This window comes from Scytonema sp. UIC 10036 (assembly GCF_009725235.1).
Window position 1 is genome coordinate 73,565 of the sequence record NZ_WJFC01000023.1, and the last position, 26,389, is coordinate 99,953.

12 protein-coding genes are annotated in these 26,389 nt (G+C 40.6%); 3 read left to right on the forward strand and 9 right to left on the reverse strand.

Annotation, left to right across the window (positions count from 1 at the left end; all coding sequences use genetic code 11):
• Positions 1-178: 178 nt before the first annotated feature.
• From F7734_RS13405 to F7734_RS13420, 4 genes are all read right to left on the reverse strand, one after another.
• Complete coding sequence (locus tag F7734_RS13405) at positions 179-655, reverse strand: hypothetical protein (protein WP_155745191.1); 477 nt, start codon at positions 653-655, stop codon at positions 179-181.
• Between the two features lie 381 nt (positions 656-1,036).
• Positions 1,037-1,534 (reverse strand): hypothetical protein, encoded by a 498-nt coding sequence (locus F7734_RS13410; protein WP_155745192.1) that lies wholly within the window; start codon positions 1,532-1,534, stop codon positions 1,037-1,039.
• A 146-nt stretch (positions 1,535-1,680) separates the two neighbouring features.
• Positions 1,681-4,893 carry an efflux RND transporter permease subunit gene (locus F7734_RS13415; RefSeq protein WP_155745193.1) on the reverse strand — a complete coding sequence of 1,071 codons (3,213 nt, stop codon included), beginning with the start codon at positions 4,891-4,893 and terminating at the stop codon, positions 1,681-1,683.
• Positions 4,894-4,906: 13 nt separating this feature from the next.
• On the reverse strand, positions 4,907-6,595 hold the full coding sequence (locus tag F7734_RS13420) for an efflux RND transporter periplasmic adaptor subunit (RefSeq protein WP_155745194.1): 1,689 nt from the start codon (positions 6,593-6,595) through the stop codon (positions 4,907-4,909).
• A 703-nt stretch (positions 6,596-7,298) separates the two neighbouring features.
• Between F7734_RS13420 and F7734_RS13425 the strand changes: the two genes are divergently transcribed.
• From F7734_RS13425 to F7734_RS13435, 3 genes are all read left to right on the forward strand, one after another.
• A complete protein-coding gene (locus F7734_RS13425) occupies positions 7,299-10,505 on the forward strand; it encodes a HEAT repeat domain-containing protein (RefSeq protein ID WP_243146861.1) in 3,207 nt (1,068 codons plus the stop codon).
• An 81-nt stretch (positions 10,506-10,586) separates the two neighbouring features.
• Entirely contained in the window at positions 10,587-12,227 is a 1,641-nt protein-coding gene (locus tag F7734_RS13430) for an SWIM zinc finger family protein (RefSeq protein WP_155745196.1), read from the forward strand.
• A gap of 294 nt (positions 12,228-12,521) precedes the next feature.
• On the forward strand, positions 12,522-13,919 hold the full coding sequence (locus F7734_RS13435; protein WP_155745197.1) for a reverse transcriptase family protein: 1,398 nt from the start codon (positions 12,522-12,524) through the stop codon (positions 13,917-13,919).
• Positions 13,920-13,977: 58 nt separating this feature from the next.
• Here F7734_RS13435 and F7734_RS13440 read toward each other — a convergent pair whose 3' ends face one another.
• The 5 genes from F7734_RS13440 to F7734_RS13460 form a co-directional block, all read right to left on the reverse strand.
• Positions 13,978-17,826, reverse strand: a complete 3,849-nt coding sequence (locus F7734_RS13440) for a helicase C-terminal domain-containing protein (RefSeq protein ID WP_155745198.1) — start codon at positions 17,824-17,826, stop codon at positions 13,978-13,980.
• A 23-nt stretch (positions 17,827-17,849) separates the two neighbouring features.
• Positions 17,850-21,356, reverse strand: coding sequence for a hypothetical protein (locus F7734_RS13445; RefSeq protein ID WP_155745199.1), 3,507 nt, complete (start codon positions 21,354-21,356; stop codon positions 17,850-17,852).
• Positions 21,357-21,784: 428 nt separating this feature from the next.
• Entirely contained in the window at positions 21,785-22,897 is a 1,113-nt protein-coding gene (locus F7734_RS13450) for a hypothetical protein (protein ID WP_155745200.1), read from the reverse strand.
• A 266-nt stretch (positions 22,898-23,163) separates the two neighbouring features.
• Complete coding sequence (locus F7734_RS13455; RefSeq protein WP_155745201.1) at positions 23,164-24,348, reverse strand: DNA cytosine methyltransferase; 1,185 nt, start codon at positions 24,346-24,348, stop codon at positions 23,164-23,166.
• 377 nt (positions 24,349-24,725) lie between these two features.
• Positions 24,726-26,339 (reverse strand): NAD(P)H-quinone oxidoreductase subunit 4, encoded by a 1,614-nt coding sequence (locus F7734_RS13460; protein ID WP_155745208.1) that lies wholly within the window; start codon positions 26,337-26,339, stop codon positions 24,726-24,728.
• Positions 26,340-26,389: the final 50 nt, after the last annotated feature.

Sequence of the window (26,389 nt, forward strand, 5' to 3'; positions counted from 1 at the left end):
GCCTCTAAATAATGAAGTAGAACGAGCGTGAGAATCTTATGCAGACAATTGGCACCGTTACTCAATAGATTGACATAGTAAAATGAAATTAGGATGAAATTTTAGTCTGTTAAAGCTCATTTCTTGAAAATTACGTAGAATTGCTGAAATCTCAGCAATTGCCATAAAAATTTATCAATTAAAATTTGGGAAATTGAGCTATACCAACCGGAATTTCTTTATCACTGCCAACAATTTTAGCTGAAATACTGTAAATAGAAGCAGGACCTTGAGTTGGTTGTTTCACTTTATTAAGTTTAATTAAAATTTTGTTACTATCAATCACTTTTTGAGGGAAAACTATTATGAGTTTTCTCCCATGTACAGAAATATTAATATTGATTTTTTGACCATTTTCATCCAATACCTCAATATCACTACTTACAGCTACAGTGGATGGAACATCAATAATTAACTGGGAAAGAGCGTTGTTATTTCGAGGAACGTGTACTTGAAAAATGTGCTGAACAAGTCGCCACCCATTAGAAGGAAATTCTACATTATTATCAACATTGGGAACTCTACTATTATCTGTAGCGGCAGTTGCAGAGTGAGTTAAAATTGAAGCTGCGGTGACTAAAGCGAATGCAGCCGTGTAGCTCGGAATTTTCTTCATCTTAACTGTTATAAAGATAAAGGATGACAACCATATTGCATATTCATCCTTGGTGCATAAACATTTCCTTAACTAGGATGACAGATCGCTATGAAATCAGGATGAAATTTTGACGGTTTAAGAAAAATTATTAAATGAGTTATATAACTGGCGTTTATTGGATACCAGTATTTCAACAGTTATTCACAGAAGACAATAATTAGAATTTGGTAGGGTGTGTGATGCCATAGACTAACGCACCCCAGCCAGCGAACTGCAAATATTTCTAATTCGATGAAATCGATTTTTTCCATCAGTTAAATGTTAAGTAATATTTCGCCAACAGTATCCATATCTCAGATCAATACTTAAATGTAGAGCAAGCGCTGTCAACTGCTGAGATTATTGATTAATAGTAAAACGACCATTTACCTTTTCACCGCCAACATCAGCAGTAACTTTTACCGGATATTGACCAGGTGCGTTTCCAGGAAGCGCCGCCGTATAGACTTTATTTTGAGCATCATATTTAAAATCTAAGGTTTTTTGAGTTCCATCGGGGAGCTGAACTTGAGCTGTGACTTTGGCGTTGGGTACTTCTTCGTGTTTTTCCCCTTTTTCTATAATGAAATCTAAATGAGAGTTGTTGCCTTCTTTCTCAGTAACTAACTCTAAATGATATTGACCTGACTCGACAACTTGACCGCCATGAGAATGCTCTTTGTCACTATGCTCAATTTTGCCGTGTGATTTAGCAGTCTCAGTTTTTGAGGTATTTGCTGTAGTAGAGGCTTCTGTGTTACTTGCCGAATTATTTTCTTGGGTTGCATTACTACAAGCAGTTAAGAAAAGCAGCCCAAGAGTTCCCAGAGCAATCAAACCAGATTTGAGAGATTTCATGAATTTACTCCTCTTAAGTAATTAAGAATTGAGACAACATTGAGTTAATTTACATTTTGACACAACCATTCTTTGAATCATGTCATTGTTTGGCATCATTTCCAGGTTTTTTTTATAAACTAAAAAGCTGTCAAACATGGTATCAACTATCGCTCAAGGACTGTTTCAACTGCCTTACCATTTCCCTCATATGAAGGAGTTCGCTTAGGTATTAAGAAAGAACCAAATTTGGCATACAAAGCTGGTAATACCATTAGCGTTAACGCTGTAGAAGTAAACAACCCACCTAACACAACTATCGACAGAGGCTGTAGAATTTCCTTTCCAGGACCACCTTCAACCACCAAGGGTGCTAATCCTAAAGCTGAAGTAAAAGCTGTCATCAAGATAGCGTTAAGACGTTCCATCGAACCTTTCATCAAAACTTCTTTGAAAGCCATTCCCTCAGCAAATTTGGTGTTGTAATTATCTACTAGTAGCAAACCGTTACGAGTAGCGACACCAAATAAAGTGACAAAACCAACAAGAGAGGCTATGGAAATCACGCCTCCAGTCAAAGCCACTGAAAATACTCCCCCCACTAACGCCAAAGGCAAGTTAATCATAATCATGATTGTAGAGGGAATAGATTTGACTCCAAGGTACATGATAACCGTAATTACGGCAAAGGCAACGGCACTAAAAAGTAAAATATTCTGAGTGGCTCGTTCTTGTGCTTCAAACTGCCCTGCATACTGAATATAATAACCTGAAGGTATCTGCACTTGTTGCTGAATCTTGTCACGAGTTTCATTGACAACAGAACGCAAATCTCTACCACTAGCATTGGCAGAAACAACAATTAAACGAGAAACATTTTCACGGTTAATAGTGTTTGGACCAGTCCCAATGTTAATTGTGGCAACTTGTGCCAAAGGAATCTTCCCCCCCCTTTTATCCCCCCCTTGCAAAGGGGGGGTATCAACTAACAAGTTGCGAATGGTATCTAAGTTTTGACGGGCATCGGGCTTTAACCACACAATTAAATCAAAGGTTTGTTGTTTATCCAAAACTTGGGACACCACTCGTCCGTTGAAGGCAGTTTCAATAATTTCCGAAAGTTTTCCGACTGTTAAACCATATTGAGAAGCGGATATTCGGTTAAATTTAATTTGTATCTGTTCTACTGGAACTTGGGGTTCGAGTTGCAAATCAACAATTCCCTCAACTGTTTTCATCACCTCATTTACCTGATTCCCAATAGTACGGAGTTGTTCTAAGTCAGGTCCGAAAATTTTCACTGCGATCGCACTCCTAACCCCAGACAACACTTCATCCATCCTATGAGAAATAAAACCACCAATATTTGGCGCAACCCCTGGTATTTTGGCAAATTCAGACCGCAGCTTTTCTATAGTTGCCTCCCTGTCTTCCATCCCTCGGTCACTCAACTCAATATCAATGTGTCCTAAATTCACCCCAGCTGCTTCTTCATCTCTTGGCGCACGTCCAGAACGCAACTGTACATATGGAAATCTCTTGTCATCTTTCAGCGCTGCTTGGAGTACTTCACCTGCTGCATTGGTAGCTTCTAAAGAAACCCCCGGATAGAGAGTCATAGTATTTACCAAAGTTTGCTCCTGAAACTCTGGTAAAAACACGCTTCCAAAGGAAGGAACAATTACCATTGCGGCTATGAGCAAAGCAGCAGCGACAACTAATATAATTGTAGAATATCGTAAAGTAAATTGTAACAGGGGACGATAAAGCCGCTTAAAAAATCTTGCAACCCAAGGCTCGGTTTCTGGCAAATGTCCGTGAGGCAAAAGAATTGCACATAAAGCTGGAGTTACAGTTAATGCTGTCACACTAGAAGCAATGACTGCTGCTAAATATCCCAATCCCATTGGAATAAAAATGCTCCCTTCTACACCTGTTAACGCAAAAATTGGAGAAAAGACAACTATTGTAATAATGGTGGCTCCAAAGACTGAATCGCGCACTTCCTGACAGCCATCAAATACCACATCTAAAACGGGACGTGGATTGAGAGAGTGTTTATTTTCACGCAAACAACGGTAGACATTTTCTGCATCCACAATTGCATCGTCCACCGCCGAACCAATTGCGACTGCTAAACCTCCCAAAGTCATTGTATTTAAACCTTGCCCCAACCAATTAAGCAACATTACCCCAACCAGCAAAGATAGCGGAAGCGCTGTTAAACAAACAGCAAGGTTGCGCCAATTCATTAAAAATGGTATTAGGATAAGGGCAACAATAATACTGCCTTCAACTAAAGCTTCTCTAACATTTTCAATAGAAGAATCGATATAGTTTTCCTGACGGAAGGTGGCAGTCACTTTAATATCTTTGGGTAAACCTGCTTTGATTTCTGACATCGCTGCTTCTAAGGCACGGGTGACAGTGGGAGTATCAGCTTGAGGCTGTTTATTAATCATGACGATAATTGCCTTTTGACCGTTAAAGCTACCATCTCCCCGTTTAATAGCTGCACCAATTTGTACGTCAGCAACATCTGATAGTTTCACTGGTGTACCATTGCGAGCAGTAATGACAGATTGCTGTAATTCTTCGATAGATTCAATCCGCCCAATACCCCGAATTAACCTTTCTCGATCGGGAGTGATTAAGTAGCCACCAGGCGCATTGACATTTGCAGCTTTGGTAGCTTCTGCCACATCTTCTAAAGTGACATTAAAGGCGTTTAACTTCTCTGGATCAACCAAGACTTGATATTGACGAATATCGCCGCCATAAGCCACGACTTGACTGACACCAGGGACAGCCAAAAGACGGTTTGTCACTTGCCAATCAACAATGCGCCGTACCTCCATTAAGTCGATTTTGGATTTTAGATTTTGGATTTTGGATTGGGAATTTCCCCTCTCTTCCCCTCTCCCACTCTCCCCCTCCTCTAAATAGAAGGCATATTGCAATACAGTCCCAATAGGAGAGCTAGTAGGAGAAACTTGAGGTGTTTCCACACCTTCGGGAAGCTGACTTTGAGCTTGTTGCAATCGCTCTGTGACTAGCTGTCGAGCTTGATAGGTATTTGTTCCCCAATTAAAAATGACTCTGACAACGGAAATTCCCGATGCACTCGAAGAACGTACTGCTGTCACTCCCGGAGTCCCATTAATTGCACTTTCAATTGGTAAAGTCACCAGTGATTCGACTTCTTCTGGTGCTAGTCCCGGCGCTTCTGTTTGAATTTCAACTTGGGGTGGCGCAAAGCTTGGAAAGACATCTAAGGGCATTTGGATAATTGTTTGGAATATCCAAAGAGTGATGATAATTGCACCTAGAATGACTAACCAACGACGCGCAATTGCCCATTTTATAATTGCACTTAACATTTCTATTTAATTTTTACTTTTGATTGGTAATTTTTGACTCATGATGAGTAGCGCGGTGATTATCGCTAAATTCTGTTGATTCATCCCCAGACACTGCTCTTACCTCAGAAACTGGACTATGTAAGGATTCATCACCTTGAGACACTGGAGTTAGACTTGGTTTGGTACGACGACCTACTATGAAACTAGTGAGTGCGATCGCACCCCCAACTGGGATGCTCCACCAGGGCAATTGCACTCCGCTAGAGTTTTGCACCGTCGCTTCACCTGAATTATGTTCTTGTTCCGAGTGGTTGTGACCGTGTTCATGCTCGTGTAAGTCAGATTTGCTACCGTCCCGCAAAGACTGTGCATAAAGTTGAGGCGCACGTTGTGTAACAATTAAATCTCCATCGAACAGACCACTCTTAACCTCAACTAAATCTCCAGAAGTTTGACCTAATGTGACTTCAACAGACTCAAAGGCATTACCATTTTGTACATACACCAATTTTTTCCCATTTGCTTCCACCACAGCAGAGCTAGGAATTGTTAACATCGCTTTTGATGTTTTGTTTGTTATGACCTCTAGAGAGGCAAACATTCCTGGTTTGATCTGCCTGTTGGAATTACTTAGTTCAGCTTGTACTGGTACAACTCGCGTTTCTCCTTGTACCAACGAGCCAATCCGCGCAATTCGTCCTGTAAATGTACGATTGGGCAAGCTAGCCACCTTCACCCTAACCCGTTGACCAATCTTGACTATATCTAAATCTTTTTCATAGATGCTTGCTGTGGCAAACACTCGACTATCATTCACAATCGTCATTAAAGTGCCCCCTGCATCTTCAAAAGATTGACCGAGGGTAACTTCCCTGTCAGCAACTCTACCAGATATGGGAGCTGTCACCGTCACTAGTCCTTTAGCATTGGCGCTGTTGCCCAATTGTTGCAACCGAGTTTCATAAGTAGTATTACTAAGCGCAATACGTTTTTTTGCTACCTCAACTGCTGAATAAGCACGTTTCAGTTTATTTTCAGCATCAATAACGTCCCGGCGGCTCGAAGCTTTGGTCAGTTGTGCCTTAGCTTGTGCTAGCTGGGTTTGGGATTCCAAGGCATCTCGACGGGGGAGAGCGCCATTATCAGCTAACTGCTTATCTTTGTCATACTTTTCTTGAGCAAATGCGACTTGGCTTTGGGCTTCGGCTATTTCAGCTGCGGCTATTTGCTGATACTTTTCGTAGTTTTGCTGTGCTAGCTTTAAGTCAGCTTCCGCTTGCTGCAAGTCAGCCTGAGCTTCGGCAAATTTTTCCTGGGAGTTAACCCGCAGTTCCACCAAGTCAGGACTGGTTAATACAGCTAGGGGTTGATCTTTTTTCACGACTGCACCAGGTTCCACTAACAATTCAACCACTTTCGCCTTGGAAATGGGAGTGTTCACTTCCACTTTTTGACTGGGCAAGGCTTCAATCTGCCCTGTGGTCTTAATGCCAACGTCTAGCCGCTCTTGTTTAACAGGCTCAACTTTAATTCCCAACCGTTTGGCAGTTTCTGCATCAACTGCAACTTTTGTCGTTGGTTCGCTTGCGCCTTGAAATTCATTTCCGTGATTACCGTGAGCTAAAACAGATGCAGGAGCCGTTAGCAACAGCAAGCTCAACATTGTCAAAGAAACATAACTTAGTGACGTAGAAGGTTGAACCTGGTTAGAGAAAAGCATTGCTCTTGAGTGTCCTTGAGTAACGAGGGAGCAGAATTCCGTTTGGATGTTGGCATTTTAAGTGGGATTCGGAGTTCGCGCTTTTTGTGGTTAGCAACATAGTGCTTGATGAAGTTATTTCCGGAGTCTAGCTAGCGCTCCTTTACTAGTTTTTCATATCGCTATGAAAATAGGATGAAATTTTGAAGAGCTTCTCAGTTTTGTTATATAGCAATCCTATGTGATTTGTGAACATGACGATCGCTAGATACGCGCATATAATTGAACAAGAGATTACTTGCGATTGGTACAACCAAAATTAGCTGTACAAGATTCTTTGCAAGTACATGATGGCACTAAAAATACAATATGCTTCTTGGTGTCGATCTCTCACGCCCTGGTTGTTGGTATACAATCCTTGCAATACGGGCGATGGATCGCCGTCCGTGCGTTCAGTTGTGAAACAACTTCACTAACCCCCTCGTAACTTGGCGCGAGTACTCCTACTATCCGGTTTGACTTCCGTGAAGTGATAATTAGAAGTACTCCTGCTGCATGAGTTGAGACGTTTAGTCCTGAGGGATTTACGAAGGGAGAACCAACGCTAAACAGCGCGTGATTTTTTTGTTTCTCAAAATCCATCGACGATCTGGCGACTCTAAGAAAAGCAAGCGAAAATAGAAAGTTACAAGAGTCAGTGGGTTAATGGTGTTCAATGAAACTCATGAAACGTACAACCCTTCATTGCCAGGAAGGGACATCAGATAAAGTTTACGAAGTAGATTTGTGCCAAATAAATGAGGGGCGCTATGTCGTCAATTTCCGCTATGGACGACGTGGCACAAATCTTAAAGAAGGTACGAAAACGACTCAGCCTGTATCCATAGCAGAAGCAGAAAAAGTGTTTGACAAGCTGGTTGGGGAAAAAACAAAGAAAGGATACCGCGATATTTCCATCCCAGTCACTAGCACTTCGCCACAGATTCAACCCGTGCAGACAACACCAGCTGCAAACGAAGATCCGCGCAGACAGGCAATTCTCAACCGTCTTGCAAACAATAAGCCCAGTAAGTGGAAACTGGAGAGGGCAATTTGGCGTGCTGGAGAACTGAGAATTTCTGAAGCCACCCCTTTACTACTCGAGCTGATTGGCACGGGCGCACCTCTGAGAGATTATTGTATTGCCTGGGCATTAGGTTGGTGTGGCGATCGAAAAGCTATTCCCGCACTCATGCATTTATATCAAAATCCTTCCACTCCCGAATTTATCAACCGTATTGCGTTTGAAGCAATCCTGAAACTCTCTAATCCACAAGCTAAAGCGGCTTGGCAAATGGAATTAATTGAGTTTTTGCCACCAGAACTGCGTGTATTGGCGAGAAATGGTGCAGCAGAAGAATTTAAAGCAGCTTTAAATTACTATTTAAATCACCACGACTACAAGCGTTATGAGGTTCTCGATAAGATTTATCAAATCGATAACCAATACGTTCGCCCAGCACTACTTGATATTATCTCTCACGCACCTTTCAAACCCAATTACTTCCAAAGACTGCGCCACATTTTTAAAGTAGCTGAATACCGTCATGATGTGGAAGTATTTGGTATCCTTGCCTATCGTTTTGACTGTGTGAGAGCAAACTTTTCTAGCAAGAAAAAAACTGTTTTTTTGTCAGACAACACCTGTCTTAGAAAGGAGCGTTATGGCGATTACAATCGGTTTACTAAGCACTATCAAGTGACAAATGAGATAGGAGAAGAACTCAAACACCCTCAATCAAGGATTGCTTACAGCAGCAACACTCGCCAATATTTATGTCGCCGGGTATGGCGCACTCTCAAACAACTTGGAGAAGAGAGTGATGCTGAATATGTAAGAATGGCTGTTAGCATTCTTCTTCAGTATTCTGATGCTGATGCTGAACCTGTTTGGGAAAAAGTTTTCTATCACTGGGATCGTTCTAACTGGACTAGCGTTAAGGTAAAACTTCACTGGGATGCATACGCTCGATATTTAACTTTCAACCATATCTTGTATGAAAACAGTTCTCGTTATGAATTAAAGCTGAATTCCACAGCTTGGCGTTGTCGGGAAGGGTATAAACCTGGGAATGCAGAACCTACAACAAGAGAAGAGGCTTTTCCGGAACTTTGGGAACAGAACCCACAAGCATTGCTACAGCTTCTATTAGAAAGTCAATGTCTTCCAGTACATAATTTTGCTACAAAATCTTTAAGGCATTGTCACAAATTTTGTGCATCAATTGAAGTAGATACTCTAGTAAAACTTCTCCAGAAACCTTACGAAGTGACAGCACAATTCGGTTTTGAACTGGCGCTTCTTAACTACAACTCCAAACAACCAAACAAAGAATTGGTACTTGCTATAGCAAATTGCGTCTCACAAAGCGCTCGTACTCAAGCTTATCGTTGGATTGAGGAAAAACGCGAATATTTTCTTGAAGACAGCAATTTTATAGCAGCGTCGATCGCTAGCGAACAAGCAGAAACACGGCTCTTTGCTCGTAGACTTTTAGGTTATTCGATTCTTAATGACAAACAAGCTAGAGTTTTGATTGGACGTATTATTGCTGAGTTGTTAGCATTGATGCCAGATAGGGGAGGGGAGTTAGCGAAAGAAATTGGCGAGACTCTTCTCTTGAGTTTTACACCACAGTTACGTAGTTTGGGTTTGAGTGTTGTCAATGATTTATTAGCTCACCCGTTAGTAGAAATTCAAGAAATAGGCGTTCGTATTTTACTGAATCACGAAACGAGGGCTGAAAATTTACCGCCGCAAATCATTGAATCACTCCTTGCATCACCGCATGAATCATTACGAGTTCTCGGTATCCGATTGTTTGGACAGCTACCAGATGCAAAACTTATAGGTGAGGAGGGTGTTTTGATAGTAGCGATCGCAGTGAAACCCGTAGAAGAGATTCGCAATGCAATCAAACCTATTATCCGCCGATTGGGAACATCCTACCCAAATTTTGCCGTACAGCTAGCATCAGATTTTATCGAAGTCTTGCTCACTCCCGAACAACATGAAGGCGTTCACAACTTCTTGGCGCGTCTTCTTCGGGAAGATTTACCAGGATGGATGACAAGCGTTAGTAAAGACACTGCTTTGCAGTTATTGAGAGCGCAATCTTCGGCTACACAGGAACTAGGTGGTTTGGTACTCGAAGCAAATAGCCAAAGTTGGATTTCAGAAATCACCACTAGCGAAATTGTCAAACTTGCCAATCATGAAATCGTATCAGTGCGGAAAGCAGCACAGCAAATGTTTTCACAAATCTTAGAGCGGGTGCGATCGCATGGCAGCGCCGCCGTACCCGGCTTATCGCATTCCGAAGAAATGTTAGCAGCAGTGAAGATGTTAGAGGCGAAGTGGGAAGATTCACGCGAATTTGCCTTCAAAATCTTTACCACAGAATTTGGTGCCAATGAATTCACACCTCAAGTTTTAGTATCTATTTGCGATAGTGTTAGAGAAGAAGCGAGAAGACTGGGGCGCGATTTATTAACCCGCAACTTCCAAACATCTGACAGTGAAGAATATCTGTTGAAATTCAGCGAACATCCATCAGCCGATATGCAAATGTTCGTCACCAACTACTTAGAAGAGTATGCAGGAAATCAGCCCAAACACTTACGCCAGTTAACCCCTTACTTTATCACAGTATTATCGACTGTAAATCGCGGACGTGTAGCCAAGCAAAGAATTTTTGACTTTTTAGAATCCGAAGCACAAAAAAGTGAAGAAGCAGCAAGCATAGTGGCAGAAATTATGACACGATACTCAGGCACCATGGCAATAGGAGACAAAGCAAAAAGCATACAAATTTTACTAAGAATCCACAAAAAATATCCTCATTTGTCCGTACCTATCCAGATAAAAGATGTATCAGAAATCAGACTTTAAAACAACCAGATAATATCCAAAAAGTCTCTCAGCGCTCTCTGCGCCTCTGCGGTTCAAAAAAATTAATAAAAGAGGTTTAACATGGAATTTAACTACACCTATAAAGGCAGCACAGCAGTTTCAGAAAGCGGGAAAAGCACGCAAATGTCCTTTTCCCCAGACACTAAACGTCCACCAACCTACTTTATCGGGGAATTACGGCAAAACGTGGCATTTCGCGAAGCAATCAGTGCGTTACACGATGTCGTTGTTTCCGATATGCGCTTCAAACCCAAAGATAAAACAGCATACAAAGAATGGCGTGCCAAACAAGAAGAAATAAATTGGGATTTAGTAACAGCAATGCGGCAAGATGTCGCCGCAAAAATTAAAACACTACAAGAGGAATTGACTGCGTTAAATAACCAAAGCTACCAAAGATTGCGACCTTATTATAAGGCTAGGGATGAATTCCGAAGATATGTTTGGCAAAAGCAGCTAGATTTTTATTTTGTTTTCGATCCAGTGATTACCGTTCATCCTGATGAAGTCTTTTTTGAATGCTTTAGTGTTGATGAATCCAGCTATGGGCGACTGGGTGCAAGTTATGAAGTCTTTAAAAATATCAGTGAATTTGCTTGCGGTACAACAAATGTTGATTACTCAGCAGCACTTTATGATGAGTTTCAGAAAGTCCGCAGTTATAAAACAACCCAGTTGCAAGTCGATCCTTCCGGTTTTGAAGTTCAAACAACTAATGAAGCAGCTTACAAAGAAGTCAAAATAGATTTACCAGATAGTTGGGTAAGAGGGTTTTTACAAGTTAGTTCGGCGATGTCTTTACCCGCAACACGGTTTGACTTACATCCAATGGACATCCACAATATTTGTTTTGTCTTGCGCCGTCATAAAGAGAAACAAGGACCGCGAGGTATGCGTTATCACCTAAAACCGGGGGAACCAGTGCGGGTTGTTTTTGAACCGTGGGAGATAGAAGTTGTTTGTCCGCGATCGCCCTACTTGGGAAACGAACCGCAAACCATTCGGGTTTGGGGACGCCGCCGCCTTCACATCCTAGAACGCCTCATTCCCATTGCCAAAAAGTTTACCGTTCATCTGTTAGGTACGGGTATGCCTTCATTCTACGTTGCTGACTTGGGAGATATGTCCTTTACCCTTGGTTTATCGGGATGGACGGCAAATGATTGGTCTCAATCTGGTAACTTTGATTTAATGGCACCCCGTGCTGATGTTGATGAGTGGACGCAAAAAATTATATTTGACGGATTGCGGGAAAATTGGGTAGAAACTGCTGAGTGCCTTGCACGGCGCTTAAATTTAAGCCGCACTTCAGTTTTAGGAGCTTTAAGTGCTTATACGCAAGCAGGGCGTGTCATTTATGATTTAAATAAACAAGTGTATCGAGTGCGGGAACTCAGCCGGGAACCTTTACCGATAGAACGTTTGCGGTTTGCCAACGAACGGGAAGAAGCTGCAATAAGGTTTTTGAGTCAAAGAGCAGTGCAAGTGATATCAGTGAATAACAGCAGCGATAGTCTAGTATTACAAGGCACTGTTAAAGATAAGGTAAAAACTTACAATCCATCTTTGACGATCGATAGAGATGAGCGTATAATTAATGCAGAGTGTACCTGCAACTGGCATCAGCAAAACAAGCTGTACAAAGGTCCTTGCGAGCACATTCTGGCATTGCGAATGCAACAAGCTCGTCAGTGTCGGTAAGAAAAATCACGCACTTAGTCGTTGGCAAAAAATCCTTGCAATCTGGGCGGTGGATCGCCGTCCGTGCGTTTAGTTTAGCCATACATCACTAGCCCACTCTTGACTGTGCGGTCTTACGGTACTACCTGGTATTCCGGGTTGACATCCATGTAGTGAATTAGCCAGGTAGTACCGTGACCGCTGAGTTGAGTTGTCTAGTCCAGAGGGATTTACGAAGGGAAAGCCAACTTATTAAGCTTGCGTGATTTTTTTTACATTAACTCTACCAAAATCAAAAGAGTACGAATAACCAGGATGACCGATCAACCCCGTACCCGTCAAGAACTCTACGAACGTATCCGTCAAATAGGTAGAGAAGAATTTATCCTTGAAGAAATGATTCGTTACGGTTTCTGGCCTGCTGAAGGTACAATACCTCAAGACCCGGCAGATGAAATTCGCCGTGCGGGAGAAATACGGCGGGAACTGGAAAAACTCAGACAGGAAAGCAGCCGTCTCCGCAACGAAAAGGAACTGCGGAAGGAGATGCTCAAGCAGCGCTTAGCCGAGTCGCGGCGCAAGCGTCAGGAAACCAAGGAACGACGGGAGCGGGAAAGACAAGAACGTGCGGAAGCCTGGAAGCAAAAAAAACAGCAAGAGATTGTTTATCTTGGTGAGGGAGTCTCAGCTGGATTAAATGAGACTGAAGGTAATAACGAAAGGCTGCAAAGCTATGGCTTACCACTGTGCAACACCGCAAGTGAAATTGCGACTGTAATGGGCATAAGTGTGAGCAAATTGCGATTTTTAGCATTTGATCGCAAAACCTCCACTGTCAGCCACTATATCCGTTTCAAAATGCCCAAAAAAACTGGAGGAGAACGGTTGATATCAGCTCCCCTACCCAGTTTAAAACAGGCACAGCATTGGATTTTACAGAATATTTTGCAAAAGTTAGAAGTTCACGAAGCCGCACACGGTTTTCGGAACAATCATTCCATCGTCACCAACGCCACCCCCCATGTTGGTGCTGATGTCATTATCAACTTTGACCTCAAAGATTTTTTCCCCTCTATTTCTTACAAACGGGTTAAAGGACTTTTCCGATCCTTTGGTTATTCGGAAGCAGCAGCAACAATATTTGGGTTGCTGTGTACGGCTGCTGAAGTTGAAGAATTAGAACTCGATGGTAAGACATATTATGTCGCACTTGATGAACGCCATCTCCCCCAAGGTTCCCCCGCCAGCCCAGCAATCACTAACTTACTTTGTCGCCGTCTCGACAAACGCTTAACAGCGATCGCACAAGAACTAGGTTATACTTACACGCGTTATGCTGATGACCTTACCTTCTCAGCATCCGGAGATAACTTGCGTCATATCTGTAATATCCTCAAACGTACAGAATCCGCAGTCATTTATGAAGGTTTTGCCATCAACCAAGAGAAAACCAGAATTTTAAGAAAATCCCATCAGCAAGAAGTCACCGGAGTCGTTGTCAACGACAAACTCAACATCTCCAAGAAAACCTTAAAGCAATTCCGTGCAACCCTCTATCAGATAGAAAAAGACGGACTAGAAGGCAAGTCTTGGGGAAATTCTTCAGATCTTCTTGCTGCAGTAACTGGTTTTGCGAATTTTGTAGTCATGGTGAATCCTGAAAAAGGAGCTGAGTTTCAACAGCAAATACAACGAATCAGAAAGAAATACTAGTAGGTTGGGTTGAGGAACGAAACCCAACATTGACAGAGGGATGCTCCCAATTGCGCCTTTATTGACGTGACAAAATCAGATTGAGAAGATTTAGGGAGCGAGAGTTAAGAAAGTAATTTGCTCTAAACAAACTACGACGAATGTGTGCCAAGTCATAACTTTTAAAAATTACCCAAGGAAAATCTGGGAAGCCATCCCCAATGGGAAGAAAGTCATTAGCAGGGTATAAAGCTTTGACGTAACGCTCTAGTAACAGACGAAAGTCGAGACTTACAGGGGAATTGTCATCCCCTGCGAACGATCGCTGGAGAATTTCATCTCTCACCAAAAAATGCAGAGGAACAGCTAAATATTGATCGCTGAAATTACTAGAGTCGCTAAGTTGCTGAGTGTTTCCCTCGTTTTGGAGCAGGTGTTCAATGAAATCAATGGCAAAGGATATTTCATTTTTTATATTTTCTGAGTAATTTCCTTGACTGATATTTCTTATTGCAACTCTAAAGTTGGGTTTTATGTGAGAGCGGATTTGTGAATAGGGATCAATACTGTAACGTGATGTAACAGTATGATTATTCATTGGGATAATTAACAGCGAACCGTCCATGTAAACACATGGGCTAATTTCTATCTCCAAAAGGTCAGCCATGCAGGAACATTGGTCAAATAAAAAATCAACCCCTGACTCCAGTAGAGATAGTAAGCTAATTTTCTTCCTCGTTTGTTCCTGGAAAACAGAAAGATTAGATGCGCGAGGAGGCTGAACGAGAAACTCAGATGACTTAAACAAAGGAGACAAACCTTCGAGAACTAATTCAACATCCTGGTCATTTGGATGAAGGCGGTGGTAACTCCGCAGTAGCTGCATGAGAGATTTAATCCGGGTACTGAAGGTTTCGCCACTCGAATACACGGCTTTGCCACCAATGGGAATCATTGCTACATTGCGTCCACTTAAATAACCAGCACCCAAGATTCGCGTCATTACAGCTACCCGTAAAACGAGCAGGGAACCTATCAAATTCGCAGCACGGGTGATTTTACTTTGTTGATTGTTAAGTACATTTGTAAAAACTTTTTCAACAATATACACTGTCACTTTCTTGTAAGCGCGGTCATTATTCTGTCCCTCTCCAAACTCACCTCTACCTCGATAAATAACCTGAATTATCTCCATCAAGTTATTTTCTATCTGAAACCTGGGTAGTTCGACAATAATATGTTTAACAAGAGGAAAGGAGATACCGCGAGCTGCTGATGCTGTCATAAAGACTACTCGTACATCATTTTTGCGTTTGAGCAGCATTTCCATTTCCCCATCAGGTATCTGGGAATGTATCTCCAAATATGTCTCATTTTTATCGAAGCGAGACAGTTTCTTTTTAACAAAAGAAATTAATTGCCTCAGACGTTGTTTATCTTGGATATAAACAATTAACTGTCCTAAATCTGGATTATTAACGTAACAAGTAATTTCGTTTACTAACGACTCATCTCGTGCTGACTGCCCTAGTTCAGTGTTAATCGATCCATCCTCATTAATTTTGCTAACCTCGAAGAAAACTTTGTATATTAGTTCAAGGGCTTTCGCTGGATAGGAGTTTACGTTAATAATAACGGAATCAATTTTATCTGACGGTGCAGAAGAATTTGTGAAGGACTGAAAACTAACTGCTAATGGTTCTTGCTCTTTATCAACAAAAGAACAGTAAATCTTATCGGGTTCTGCTTCCCTTATACCAAGGTGTGGTTTAACAACATCAACACCTGTTAGAGAAGCATCCGCAACAATTAATTTAGTATTGTACCCGTAGGAAGGCTCAAACAATTCAAGTTTTTTACCTAACCACTTTTTCATTAAGTGAAACCATTCAACTCCAGCTGTATCACCTGTTACTTCGTCAATCATAACGATGATATGTTTCATGCGTGAAGATAATTCACTCATTAACTCTGGAATGACTTCACCATTGTTGGTAACCGAACGAAATAATCTTTGGAAGTTATCTAAGGAGTCACCGCCACTATTCAATTTGCGGAGAGATTGAGTGGAGCAGGTAATAACTATTCTTGTCACCCCATCTTTAATTAGGGCATGACCTGCATCGCATAAACTTCTAATAACTCCTGTTCCAGATTTTTTGCTATAGCGTAAAGAATAGCTAGACTCTCGATTTATGGAATTTTTCCAGTTTGTAATATGCTTTTTATCATATTCTGTACTAATAAAAGTTACCCCTAGTCGCTCAAAGTTCTGATTGTTGGAATTTGAGTAATATCTCACAGTTGCCTTGTCATTATTACCGGCAATAGTAGCGTGACTGGTGCAAATACAGTACAGGTCATCAGCAAACAATTTATCTTTAAACTTATTTATTGTGTCTTCATTAACAGAGAGACGCGGACTTATATAGAAAAATAGAAAGCCTTCATTAGAATGTTCGTGGAGAAAATTCACGACTGCTGTTGTTTTACCGATACCAGGATTACCAGTTAGCAACAAATTGTGGCAATTAAGCGATAGTTGTTCTTGAATTATTTTGCCGTGGGCATCTATTAATTTAATTTTTTCGGGAAGATGGTATTTTGAAGTAATGGAATTGTCTAACAAGTCCGAGGGATTGTTAAAATTTGTAAGTGTTTCACTAAAGCACACATTTTGATCAGATGCAATACTAAAATCACACAAAGATTCAACAAATTCTTGGATTTTTTGGTCATTATCAGTTTTTTTAAGTTGATATTTTTCTACTAATTCTTCACTTTCCAATACTCCTACTCGGCTGGGCGAATACGACAAACTGAATATCGCATTCCTTTTAATCAAATCTATCATTTTAGAAAGCGCTTGCTCGTAAGTGTTGATGGAATTTTCTCTATCTGACTTTTGCTGTCTCTTCATGGATTTATACGCGTTAGCGCAAAGATCGAGTATATGGAAATCATCCCGACCAACATTTAAGGTACTCATTCCTCGCGTGGTGTAACCAATAGCCGTAACTTGTATGGTTGCATCCTTTGGTATTCTCTTTTCTAAATCAATAAATTTGACAAGACTAGCGGAGTATGATGCTGCCTGTACCAACTTAACGAAGTCTTTATCGTAATAAGAAAAAGCGGCAAGATAATCTTGAATGTATTCTCCTATTAATTGCTGATTGCTTCCTTTTTGAGTATCAAACTTTAATTTATGGTAAACACTCTTAGATATCAAATAACGCAGTTCTGCCTTTAGAGACTCAAGAATTGACAGGGCGCTAGATAAGTTCCAGGAATCAAATAATTCTTGTTCATTCGTTAGCTCGTCGTTATCTTTTTGGAAATTCAATTCACTATTTTCCACTGTGAAAGCAGACAAATCGACGCAGACAATGTGATATTCCTTCTTTTTTTGACCTTCTTTTGATAATAGCAACAATGTATCTGCTTTTAAAAATTCTCCCGTATCAGCATATTTATTTATGTATGGTGTAACTTTATCTACAGTAATACCAAACTGGGAAAGAATCTGAGAATATCGCTCATGTTGATCCTTCTCCAGTGTTCTCATGCTTGCTTCGTCCGAGAGACAACACTGCATATACAGTAATTCCCAGTTTCCGTAGGAAGCAGGTGAACACCCGAACGAATCCATCAGTTCCTTCCATAAACCCAAACCGCCAAGATGACCGCGCAGGAGTAATAATTTGCCCCATCCAGCCCATATTCGTTGACTTTCCGCATCAATAAATCCTTCCAACAGTTTCATTTCAACAAGTTTATTAACGACACCTCTATGATTGATACGTTTGAGGTCATCAATGAATAAATCCATGTGAGTATATTTCATTCCTGATTGATGAATCGCCGTCAATATTCCTGCGTTAAATGCCAACTCAAAAAGATGTCCTTGTGCTTCTCTAATTTTCATGAAAAAAATCTCTCGTTATTTAACTAAAATGGAATATCGATCGCTCCATTTTCAATAATCCAACCAGAAGTTTCAAGTAATGATTTAATTTGCTCTTTTAGGACTGGATTATTATGATTTTCAACTAAAAAAATATGATAATCTTTGGGCAATTGAGTGAAAGGATCTTTTATTTCGTTTTTATTCAAATACTCTGCAATTACATCAATGAAAGAGAGATTAATTTCAGATGAATTGGTAACGTCATTAATTGCATCTTTTCTTAGAATTGAAGCTCCCAAGGCATTGTAAACTTCTGTCATAAATGCGAGATAATTCATCTGTACTCCTGGGACACAATGTCTGCATTTGGCTGATGATCTACCAATTGTACTGTCGCCAATTATATCATTAAGCGGCTCGAGTTTAGGTAACAACTGTTCCGACTTACTCTGTTTTTTTTCGTATCTTGAATAATGAAATAGTGTTAAGTAAAACATGATGTCATTTTTCAGTTGACCCTCCTTAATTAGACCATCCATAACCTTATTTACATCTAGCGCATCACCAGGATGAGCGTTCAACAAAGTAGAATAAGTCGTTACCGTGTTATAGAAAGTCCTATTTTTTTCAATAGTCTTTACAGTGAGCAAATTAAAAAATATTACTTGCGAGCGATTTGGGTCATTAAATACGTTGCTTAACTGTCGCACGTCCTGAACATACAATGTTTCTTCTTTGGCATGACTATCGATAGATAGAGCACTATAACTATCGTACAAAACCGGATATATTACTAGATCGTCCGCAATTTCCTTGAGAAATTTGATAATCTGCGGCGACATGAAGAATAGTTCGTTTTGTTGATCGGTCACACGCAATTGCTCCGAAAACGGTGTTTTAGCAATGTACAAAACGTGGCGAAAACCCTTTTCATACATCACATTAATTGCATTTCGGAGTATCTTTGGATGGCGATACAGTTCATCTACTGAGCAATTATCTGCTAAATTTTTTACTCGTATTACCCTGATGCCCGTTTTTGTTTCCTCTACTGCTACTATTTCACCTGTCAAATTTGCAATATAATTTTCTCCCCAACGTGAAGAACGAGCATCGCATTTGTTACTTGACACCATGACAAGTAATAATTTTTTAAGAACTCGTTTTTCATTATTTTTACTACAGTATTCTTGAGGTAATACAGAGTATAGAGACTTCTTCGCATTTGGAATTTTATGTCTGTCGATTTCTGGCATTACTATTCCCTGGGAATTCATCAACATGAAGTTACCTAATAAGTGGCTCCACTCTTCAGTCATTTGATGAATTATTGTTTCCTGTTGCGTGGTTTTTTCTTCAGTTGTTTCGTGTAGTATCCACTGACCTACAAATAAATTTTTATTTTGTTTTGCCTTTGAAGTCAAAATCTCTATTATTATCAATCCAAGGGTCTTCAAAGTTAGCTCGTATATAAAACGCTCTCCATCAGTTAGCTTTTCGACAGCTAGTTCCTCAACCGTAAACTCTATCAATGAACCTGGAAACACGATACGACTGAGTAGATCGCTTGTTTGCTCCGCGTTTGTGGGTAAGTTAACTTTCTGCCCCAATAATGGAGCTAGTTGCTGGATGTTTCTTTTGTCACGTTCAAACTGCTGTACTTCATTATTTTTCACAAACTTATATAACACAGGGAGCAGTTGTAGATTGTCTGTTTGATACGTCATAGCAAATTCGCACTTTTTACCTGTGCGATAGAAATTATCTGTCTCAAACTTCAGCTTTACAGGTAACTGGATGATTGCCTCTTTCGACACCCCTTGTGGGGAAATAAAGACATACTGTAGGCATTGCTTCAAATTATCCGAATATAGTTCATCTCCAAAAAATCTACCCTTGTCACTTATTTCGCTTAATTCTGAGATGAGTAATTTTCTTGACAACCCTATATTTACCAGCTTTTCGTCAGATAATAAAGTTTTTTCTCGTTTTAAATATTTTTTAAGAATCAGTGCTATTGCTTCTAGTTTTTGTGCCACACAGTATTTACTCATACCCTTGACAAATCCTTCCATCAGCTTTTCTTTATCTGCGTCACTCTGAGGGTCTGGTTGGCTTAACCGGGGCAATACTTTATTTGTAAATTGTCTAACTACATCAAACTGAAGAACCTCTTCATAACGATAATTGGCTTCTAAGGGATTAAGACATGCAAAGGCAAAATAATAAAGAATGAAAAATTTAATTATTTTCTCAACTTTTCTTTTTCTTTCTTCCGGCGTTTTTTCATCTAGTTCTTGCTGATTTAACTCTGAATCTGGTTTAATTATGTTCAGTCCGTAAGCAAATGAAGTGCGGAAACTAACTGGATTATTGACGCGCCCATTCAATTTGAATTTCAATCCAAAAGTTATTTTAGTGATACCTTGATGCGGGTCATCTGTTTCTCCAATACAACCATTAATTTGACCAACGATAGGTAATTCGGAAAAGGCATCCCGCCGAGAGAATAATTCTCTGATATTCACGGTTACACCTTGGTATGTTAAGTCGTAATAACTATCGGGCTTCTTCGAATCGTTGATAAATTGTTCTAGCAATCTGATGCGTCTACTATAATCTCTCAAATAAAATGATGCTTCGCGAATTGATATTTCATGTGAATTTTCTTTTCCTTCATATGCATACCGATATATGACTTCTCTTTTCTGAGTTAATTCATCACATTCGTTACCAATTAATTTTGCCCAATATTCTAAATATAATACCTCTGCTTCTCTTTTTAGTCTTCCTATTGTTTCTTGATTAATTAATTTTTCTAGTAGTAATAATTCGTTATTATTAGCGCTATTATTCTTCATCAAATCTAGGTTGGTTCTAACATTCTGAATTACATAATTATCATTATCCTCATTTGATTCATCATTGATCTTCAAGCGAACAAAGGCTTCTAGTGCTGTCAATATAGATTGGCGAAATCGAGTTGCGCTACTTATCTCGATTGTTACTTTGTCACTCCTAATTATAGGGGTATAAATCTCTGATTCCAGGGTTAGCTCTTGGGAACTCAACCCATGCATCTGGGGAAAGTCCCAAGTAAACAAAGACGTCTCTTGAGACTTTGCTCCCAAGGGGGTGAGCATTGATTCAATTAATTGGTCAATAAGATTTTCAGAGTTTTCTCCATTTGAATCTATAACTATACTTTTCTGGATTATATCGATTAAAATTTTTGATAAAGCAGTTTTTATTTCTTGAATTTTGTCTTTGAATACCTTTTGACATTCATCTGTCATGTTTATTGTCGCTCGATATGTTTTCTCCTCTTTATACATTGGTAGTCTTATGTTTTTTCGTTTGGCTATCTGATAAGCAAAAGAGTGAACATCAATGATAAATCTCACCCTTTTGTCATTTAGCTCTCTTTTTAAGAAGAATATTTTCGGCCCTAATTCTCCTTTCAATTCATCAATTGTTTTTTCCAACCAGTCTCTATAATCTAACTGCGATAGTTCATTCCTTTCTTCCCTTAATCGATTGTAATTCATTTTGTGTAACTCCTTTTTAATTATTTGAAATAGTTCCTTTTTATAATTAAACCTATCAGTCCTAGTTAGATTAGACTAAGTTATACTATTTCCATAAATGGGTGATACTTTGGAATCAGCTAAAGTACCCTAGTTCACAGTAGTCAATTTGACAATAGTACAAAAATATTATTTAAAAGTCAATATTTAGACTGAGGAATTCTTAAGTAGTTTATTTTTCAACATATTTGGAAAATTTCCTAGCTAGTAAAATCTTATAGGTTCAGATAATTAAAAGTTTAGTTAAAAATGTCATTATGTAAGTTGCTTTAGAGGCTACCCTATCTCGTTTTACTAGTCCTTCAAAAATTAAGTAGATAGTTTACAGAACCCTTCTAGAGGCATAGTTTTTAAAAGACATTCACATTTTTTTCCCCAGATGTCTCTTGTTACAAATGGACAATAGCATCTAATTTTCGGCGCAAAATCGCTTTTAACAGTTCAATCTTGTGTGGAGCAGCTTTGGACAGTAGTATATCAGTGAACGTGTTATTGCCTTCAAAATCTATACCTGCTTCACCGGCTATAGTTGTTTTGAAAGCCATCTTTCGCTTTCCGTCTTCAGAAACCTCATAGTGCATTACCACCAAATGAATGTTCTGATGTGGATTGTTAGTTATGGTACTTGTTCGCAATCGCGTCGTTAATTCAATGTTACGAAGTAGTTTGTCCTGAATGACCCATACAGTACGTCCACCCCATTGATATGCTAATGCTGTTTTCGCAAACAATTGCGTCACCATACGACCCCATACCTGACGCTTGTTAATGCCAGGACTGGTATGGTCATTTGAAAGAATAGCATTGCGGAAGGCACTCCTGATATCCGTAGAATGTTCGCTATCCGAACCACTTGTGCTAGCTGTCATTACTTCCAATATGTAAGGATGTGTAATATCAGGCAAAAGGATTGCTACCTTAGCAGGATTGCGTTGTCCCTTCGGGTAGTAACCACTTTTCTTTGCCGCTTCTACCAAACCTTTCAATTCGCTTTCAATCTGAATATCGCTCAAGTTTTGTTGCCAGAGGGCTTCCTCCAATGAAACGTTTATTAACGGGGCGGCGATGTAATCAAAGTGGTAATTGATGTCCGCGTCAGCTGCTTTCTGTTTTAAGTACACTTCCGACCATATACCAATATCCACGCCACGAGGTAAACCCGCATTTACCAACACGTCACGTTCGTATTCCTGCAACTGATGATTTACAGGTGGCAATCCTTCCCCGCCGTATCGCATTGCCAACAACCTACGCGGACACACAACCCAAATGTCCTCCCCTGCCATGATGGAACATATACCCGGTACAACTGCCTTAATGTCGGGGTTGAAATACTGTGTAAGCGGTTCTGTTTGGGTCAACTTGATTTCTGTTTGGTATCGATTTCCACCACCATCGCAGGTTGTTCCCATAAAAGGGCATTGACACACTTTGCGGTTGTTTTCTACTACTTTACTCCGATCGTCCAACGGGTAACCAAACAAGTCGTAGATAGTGGGCATGAAATCGTTTTCCTCAGATTGGGGTTGAAGCACCTAGGTACCTACACATAGCGTTTACACATAGAATTATTAATTAAACCAGAAATTCTGACATCTGATGTCAAGCAACTAGCAAACCTACATCTTAATATCAAGTCCGCCTAATTACTTATCAAAAAATTCTGCGTCTTTGCGCCTTTGCGCCTTTGCGTGAAATTCAATGATAATTATTCAATCAGACATGATATTAAACTTGGTATTCTTAAAATTAAACGGCACAAATCCTGTCACTCTGAGTAATTTAGCAGATGTTTCTGTTGCAGCTCGCTAGCATCCAATGCTTGCTGAATTGCCTTGCCTATCGCACAAGCAATGGGTGGCGGAACAGAATTAGCAACTTGACGATGTTGATCCAAGTAACGTACTCTACCAGAACGACCGCGAATCGGTCCTTTTAAAAGGTAAGTATCAGGATACCCATGAATACGCATATACTCGCGAGGAGTCAAATAGCGGTCTTCAGTTGGATGAAAAAATATCTCTCCACATCGTAAAGTGATGGACGGTTCCGTCCTAGACAAACGGCGGAATTTCGTGGTGTCTTTCTTAGTCAATTTGCACCTTTGCTCAATAGGAAGGTGTAATTCCTTTGCTAGATGTGAACCTTCGGGGACACCGTGAATCCGCTTGCGATCGCCAACAGGTGTAATATCAATATGGTTATCATTCAGTTGGTTATCTCTACACGATATTGGTTCACCAAGCCCCCTTAGTACCTCTCCAACACTAACATAAGGTGGCAATGGAGAAATAGAGAGAGTAGGTTTTGAGGGATCGCTGTGTGTCGGTGGAGGAAACTCAAAGCCTCCATCCTTTGTCATGGCAACTACAAATACCCTTTCACGCATCTGCGCCACACCATATTCTACCGCTCGAATAACCTTCATCTTCAGCTCGTAACCAAGCTCCTGAAGCTGCATTTGAAGCATTTCGTAGACGCCACCAATTTTACCATTCCGATCCGGTGCATTCAGAAGCCCTTTGACTTGCTCGATTAAAATTGCCTTGGGTTGCAACACTTCTGCAAAACGCACAAACTCAAACAGTAATGTTCCCCGCTCGTCTTCCAAACAACCACGTTTGCCAATTTGTGAAAATGACTGACAAGGGCTACCACCACACAATAAATCAAGTTTACCCGGTAATAGAAGTAGTTCCCCCATCAATTGCGTTGGATCGACATTACGAATATCGTCTTCAATCACACGAGTGCTTCGCCCATCTCGATTTGCACTTGCACGTAAAGTATGACAGCAATGTGGATCGATCTCAATGCAAGCAAGGATATCAAAACCTGCTTGCATAAGACCTAAATCTAAGCCACCAGCCCCAGAAAAAAGTGATAAAGCAGTTCGCGATTTATTTTGTTGTAGTCGCAAATTCTCAACCATATTGTGCTTATCCCTTGCCATAGAATAATCACTTTAATCGATAAAGATGGTTGACAGCAATTTTCATATTAATAAACCACATCTTGTGGTGCGAGCATCTTGCCTGCCATTACTTCCTTCCCACCACGAGATTACCGATTTTCTTCTCCTCTTTCTTTGTGTCCTTTGCAACGCCCGGAGCTACAACAAAACTGCTGGAATACTTGTGCAATATAGATTTTGTCAGTTTTTGACCGAGGATTTGGGGTTGGCGATGATGAAATACTTATAAATGATAGTAGTGGGAGCGATAAGCTCGGTACAGCTTGCGCTTCGCGCTCGCACAACTTGCACTCATCACCCCCACCTTATTTTTTTCTTAACCTAAATTAATAGCACCAGCCTCTGGGAACAGATAATTACTCAGCAATATTAACCAAACCTGAAACTTCGGAATCAGCCACTGTTGGGGTAGTAAAAATTTGAGAATATAAACTTGTTGGTTGTTGTTTGGCAACAACAGGCAGAACTTGACGAGCGTGCATTGCAACTGCCACTGTTTTCACATCATAAGCTTGAGTTGCCAACTTAGGATACAAGCCGATACCGATGATGGGAATTAACAAGCAAGCAGTAATAAACAGTTCGCGAGGTTTGACATCCTGTACAAAAGCATCCAGAACCAACTCTTGACTTTGCTTGCCGTAGAACACTGCACGTAACATGGACAGCAAGTAAATCGGAGTCAAGATAATACCAACAGCCGAGAGAAGGACAACGACTACCTTAAAGCTGGAACTGTAAACATCGCTTGTAGCAAGTCCCAAGAAAACCATCAATTCACCTACAAAACCGCTCATTCCAGGTAGTGCTAGAGAAGCCATCGCACCTGCTGTGAAAAGAGCAAAGGTTTTAGGCATAACTTTTGCCATACCACCCATCTTGTCCATCATCAAAGTGTGAGTACGCTCGTAAGTCACACCAGAGAGGAAGAACAGGCTAGCAGCAATCAAACCGTGGGAAACCATCTGTAGCATTGCACCACTGATGCCCATTTCTGAATAAGAGGCAATACCAATCAGGACAAATCCCATGTGGGCGATTGAAGAGTAAGCCAAGCGACGCTTGAGGTTGTTTTGAGCAAAGGCACAGCAAGCACCGTAAATAATGTTGACTACACCCAAAATCGCTAGAACTGGGGCAAAGACAACATGAGCATTGGTTAACATCTCCATGTTGATGCGGATTAGGGCATATCCACCCATCTTCAACAACACACCAGCAAGAATCATGGAACCAGGTGCAGATGCTTCACCATGAGCATCGGGAAGCCAGGTATGTAACGGGAAAATTGGGAGTTTGACGCCAAAGGCGATCAGGAAGCAAGCGTAAACGAGTAATTCTAATGTGTTTGAATATTCTTTCATTCCCAGAGTTGTCATGTCGAAAGTGACAGTATTTCCAGAGAATGCCATTGCAAAAGCTGCTATCAGGATAAAAATTGATGCAGCAGCAGTGTAAAGAATAAATTTGGTAGCTGCGTAACGGCGCTTTTCTCCTCCCCAGATAGAAATCAGCAGGTAGACTGGCACCAACTCGATTTCCCACATTAGGAAGAACAACAGCAGATCCTGAGCAACAAACACCCCGATCTGGGCGCTGTACATCACCAGCATCAAAGCATGAAATAAACGCGGCTTTTTGGTTACTTTCCAAGCCGCGAATATTGCAAGAGTATTAATTAAACCTGTCAGCAAGACCAAAGGCATTGATAAACCATCGACTGCTACAGACCAATTCATTCCTAACTGAGGCACCCAGGCATACTTCTCAACGAATTGGAATGCTGAGCTTTGAAAATCGTAATGCTGCCAAAAGGCATAAATCATCAACGCAAAATCTGCAAGCGCCACTCCCAGACCGTACCATCGGACAGTTTTGCCCTCTTTATCTGGAATGAAGGGGATGGCTGCGGTAGCCACCAGAGGCAATGTAATTATGGCTGTTAGCCAAGGGAACTCGAAAGCATTCATCACTGACAATCGGTTTTCATTTTTGCTTTTAATTACATTATATTAAGCAT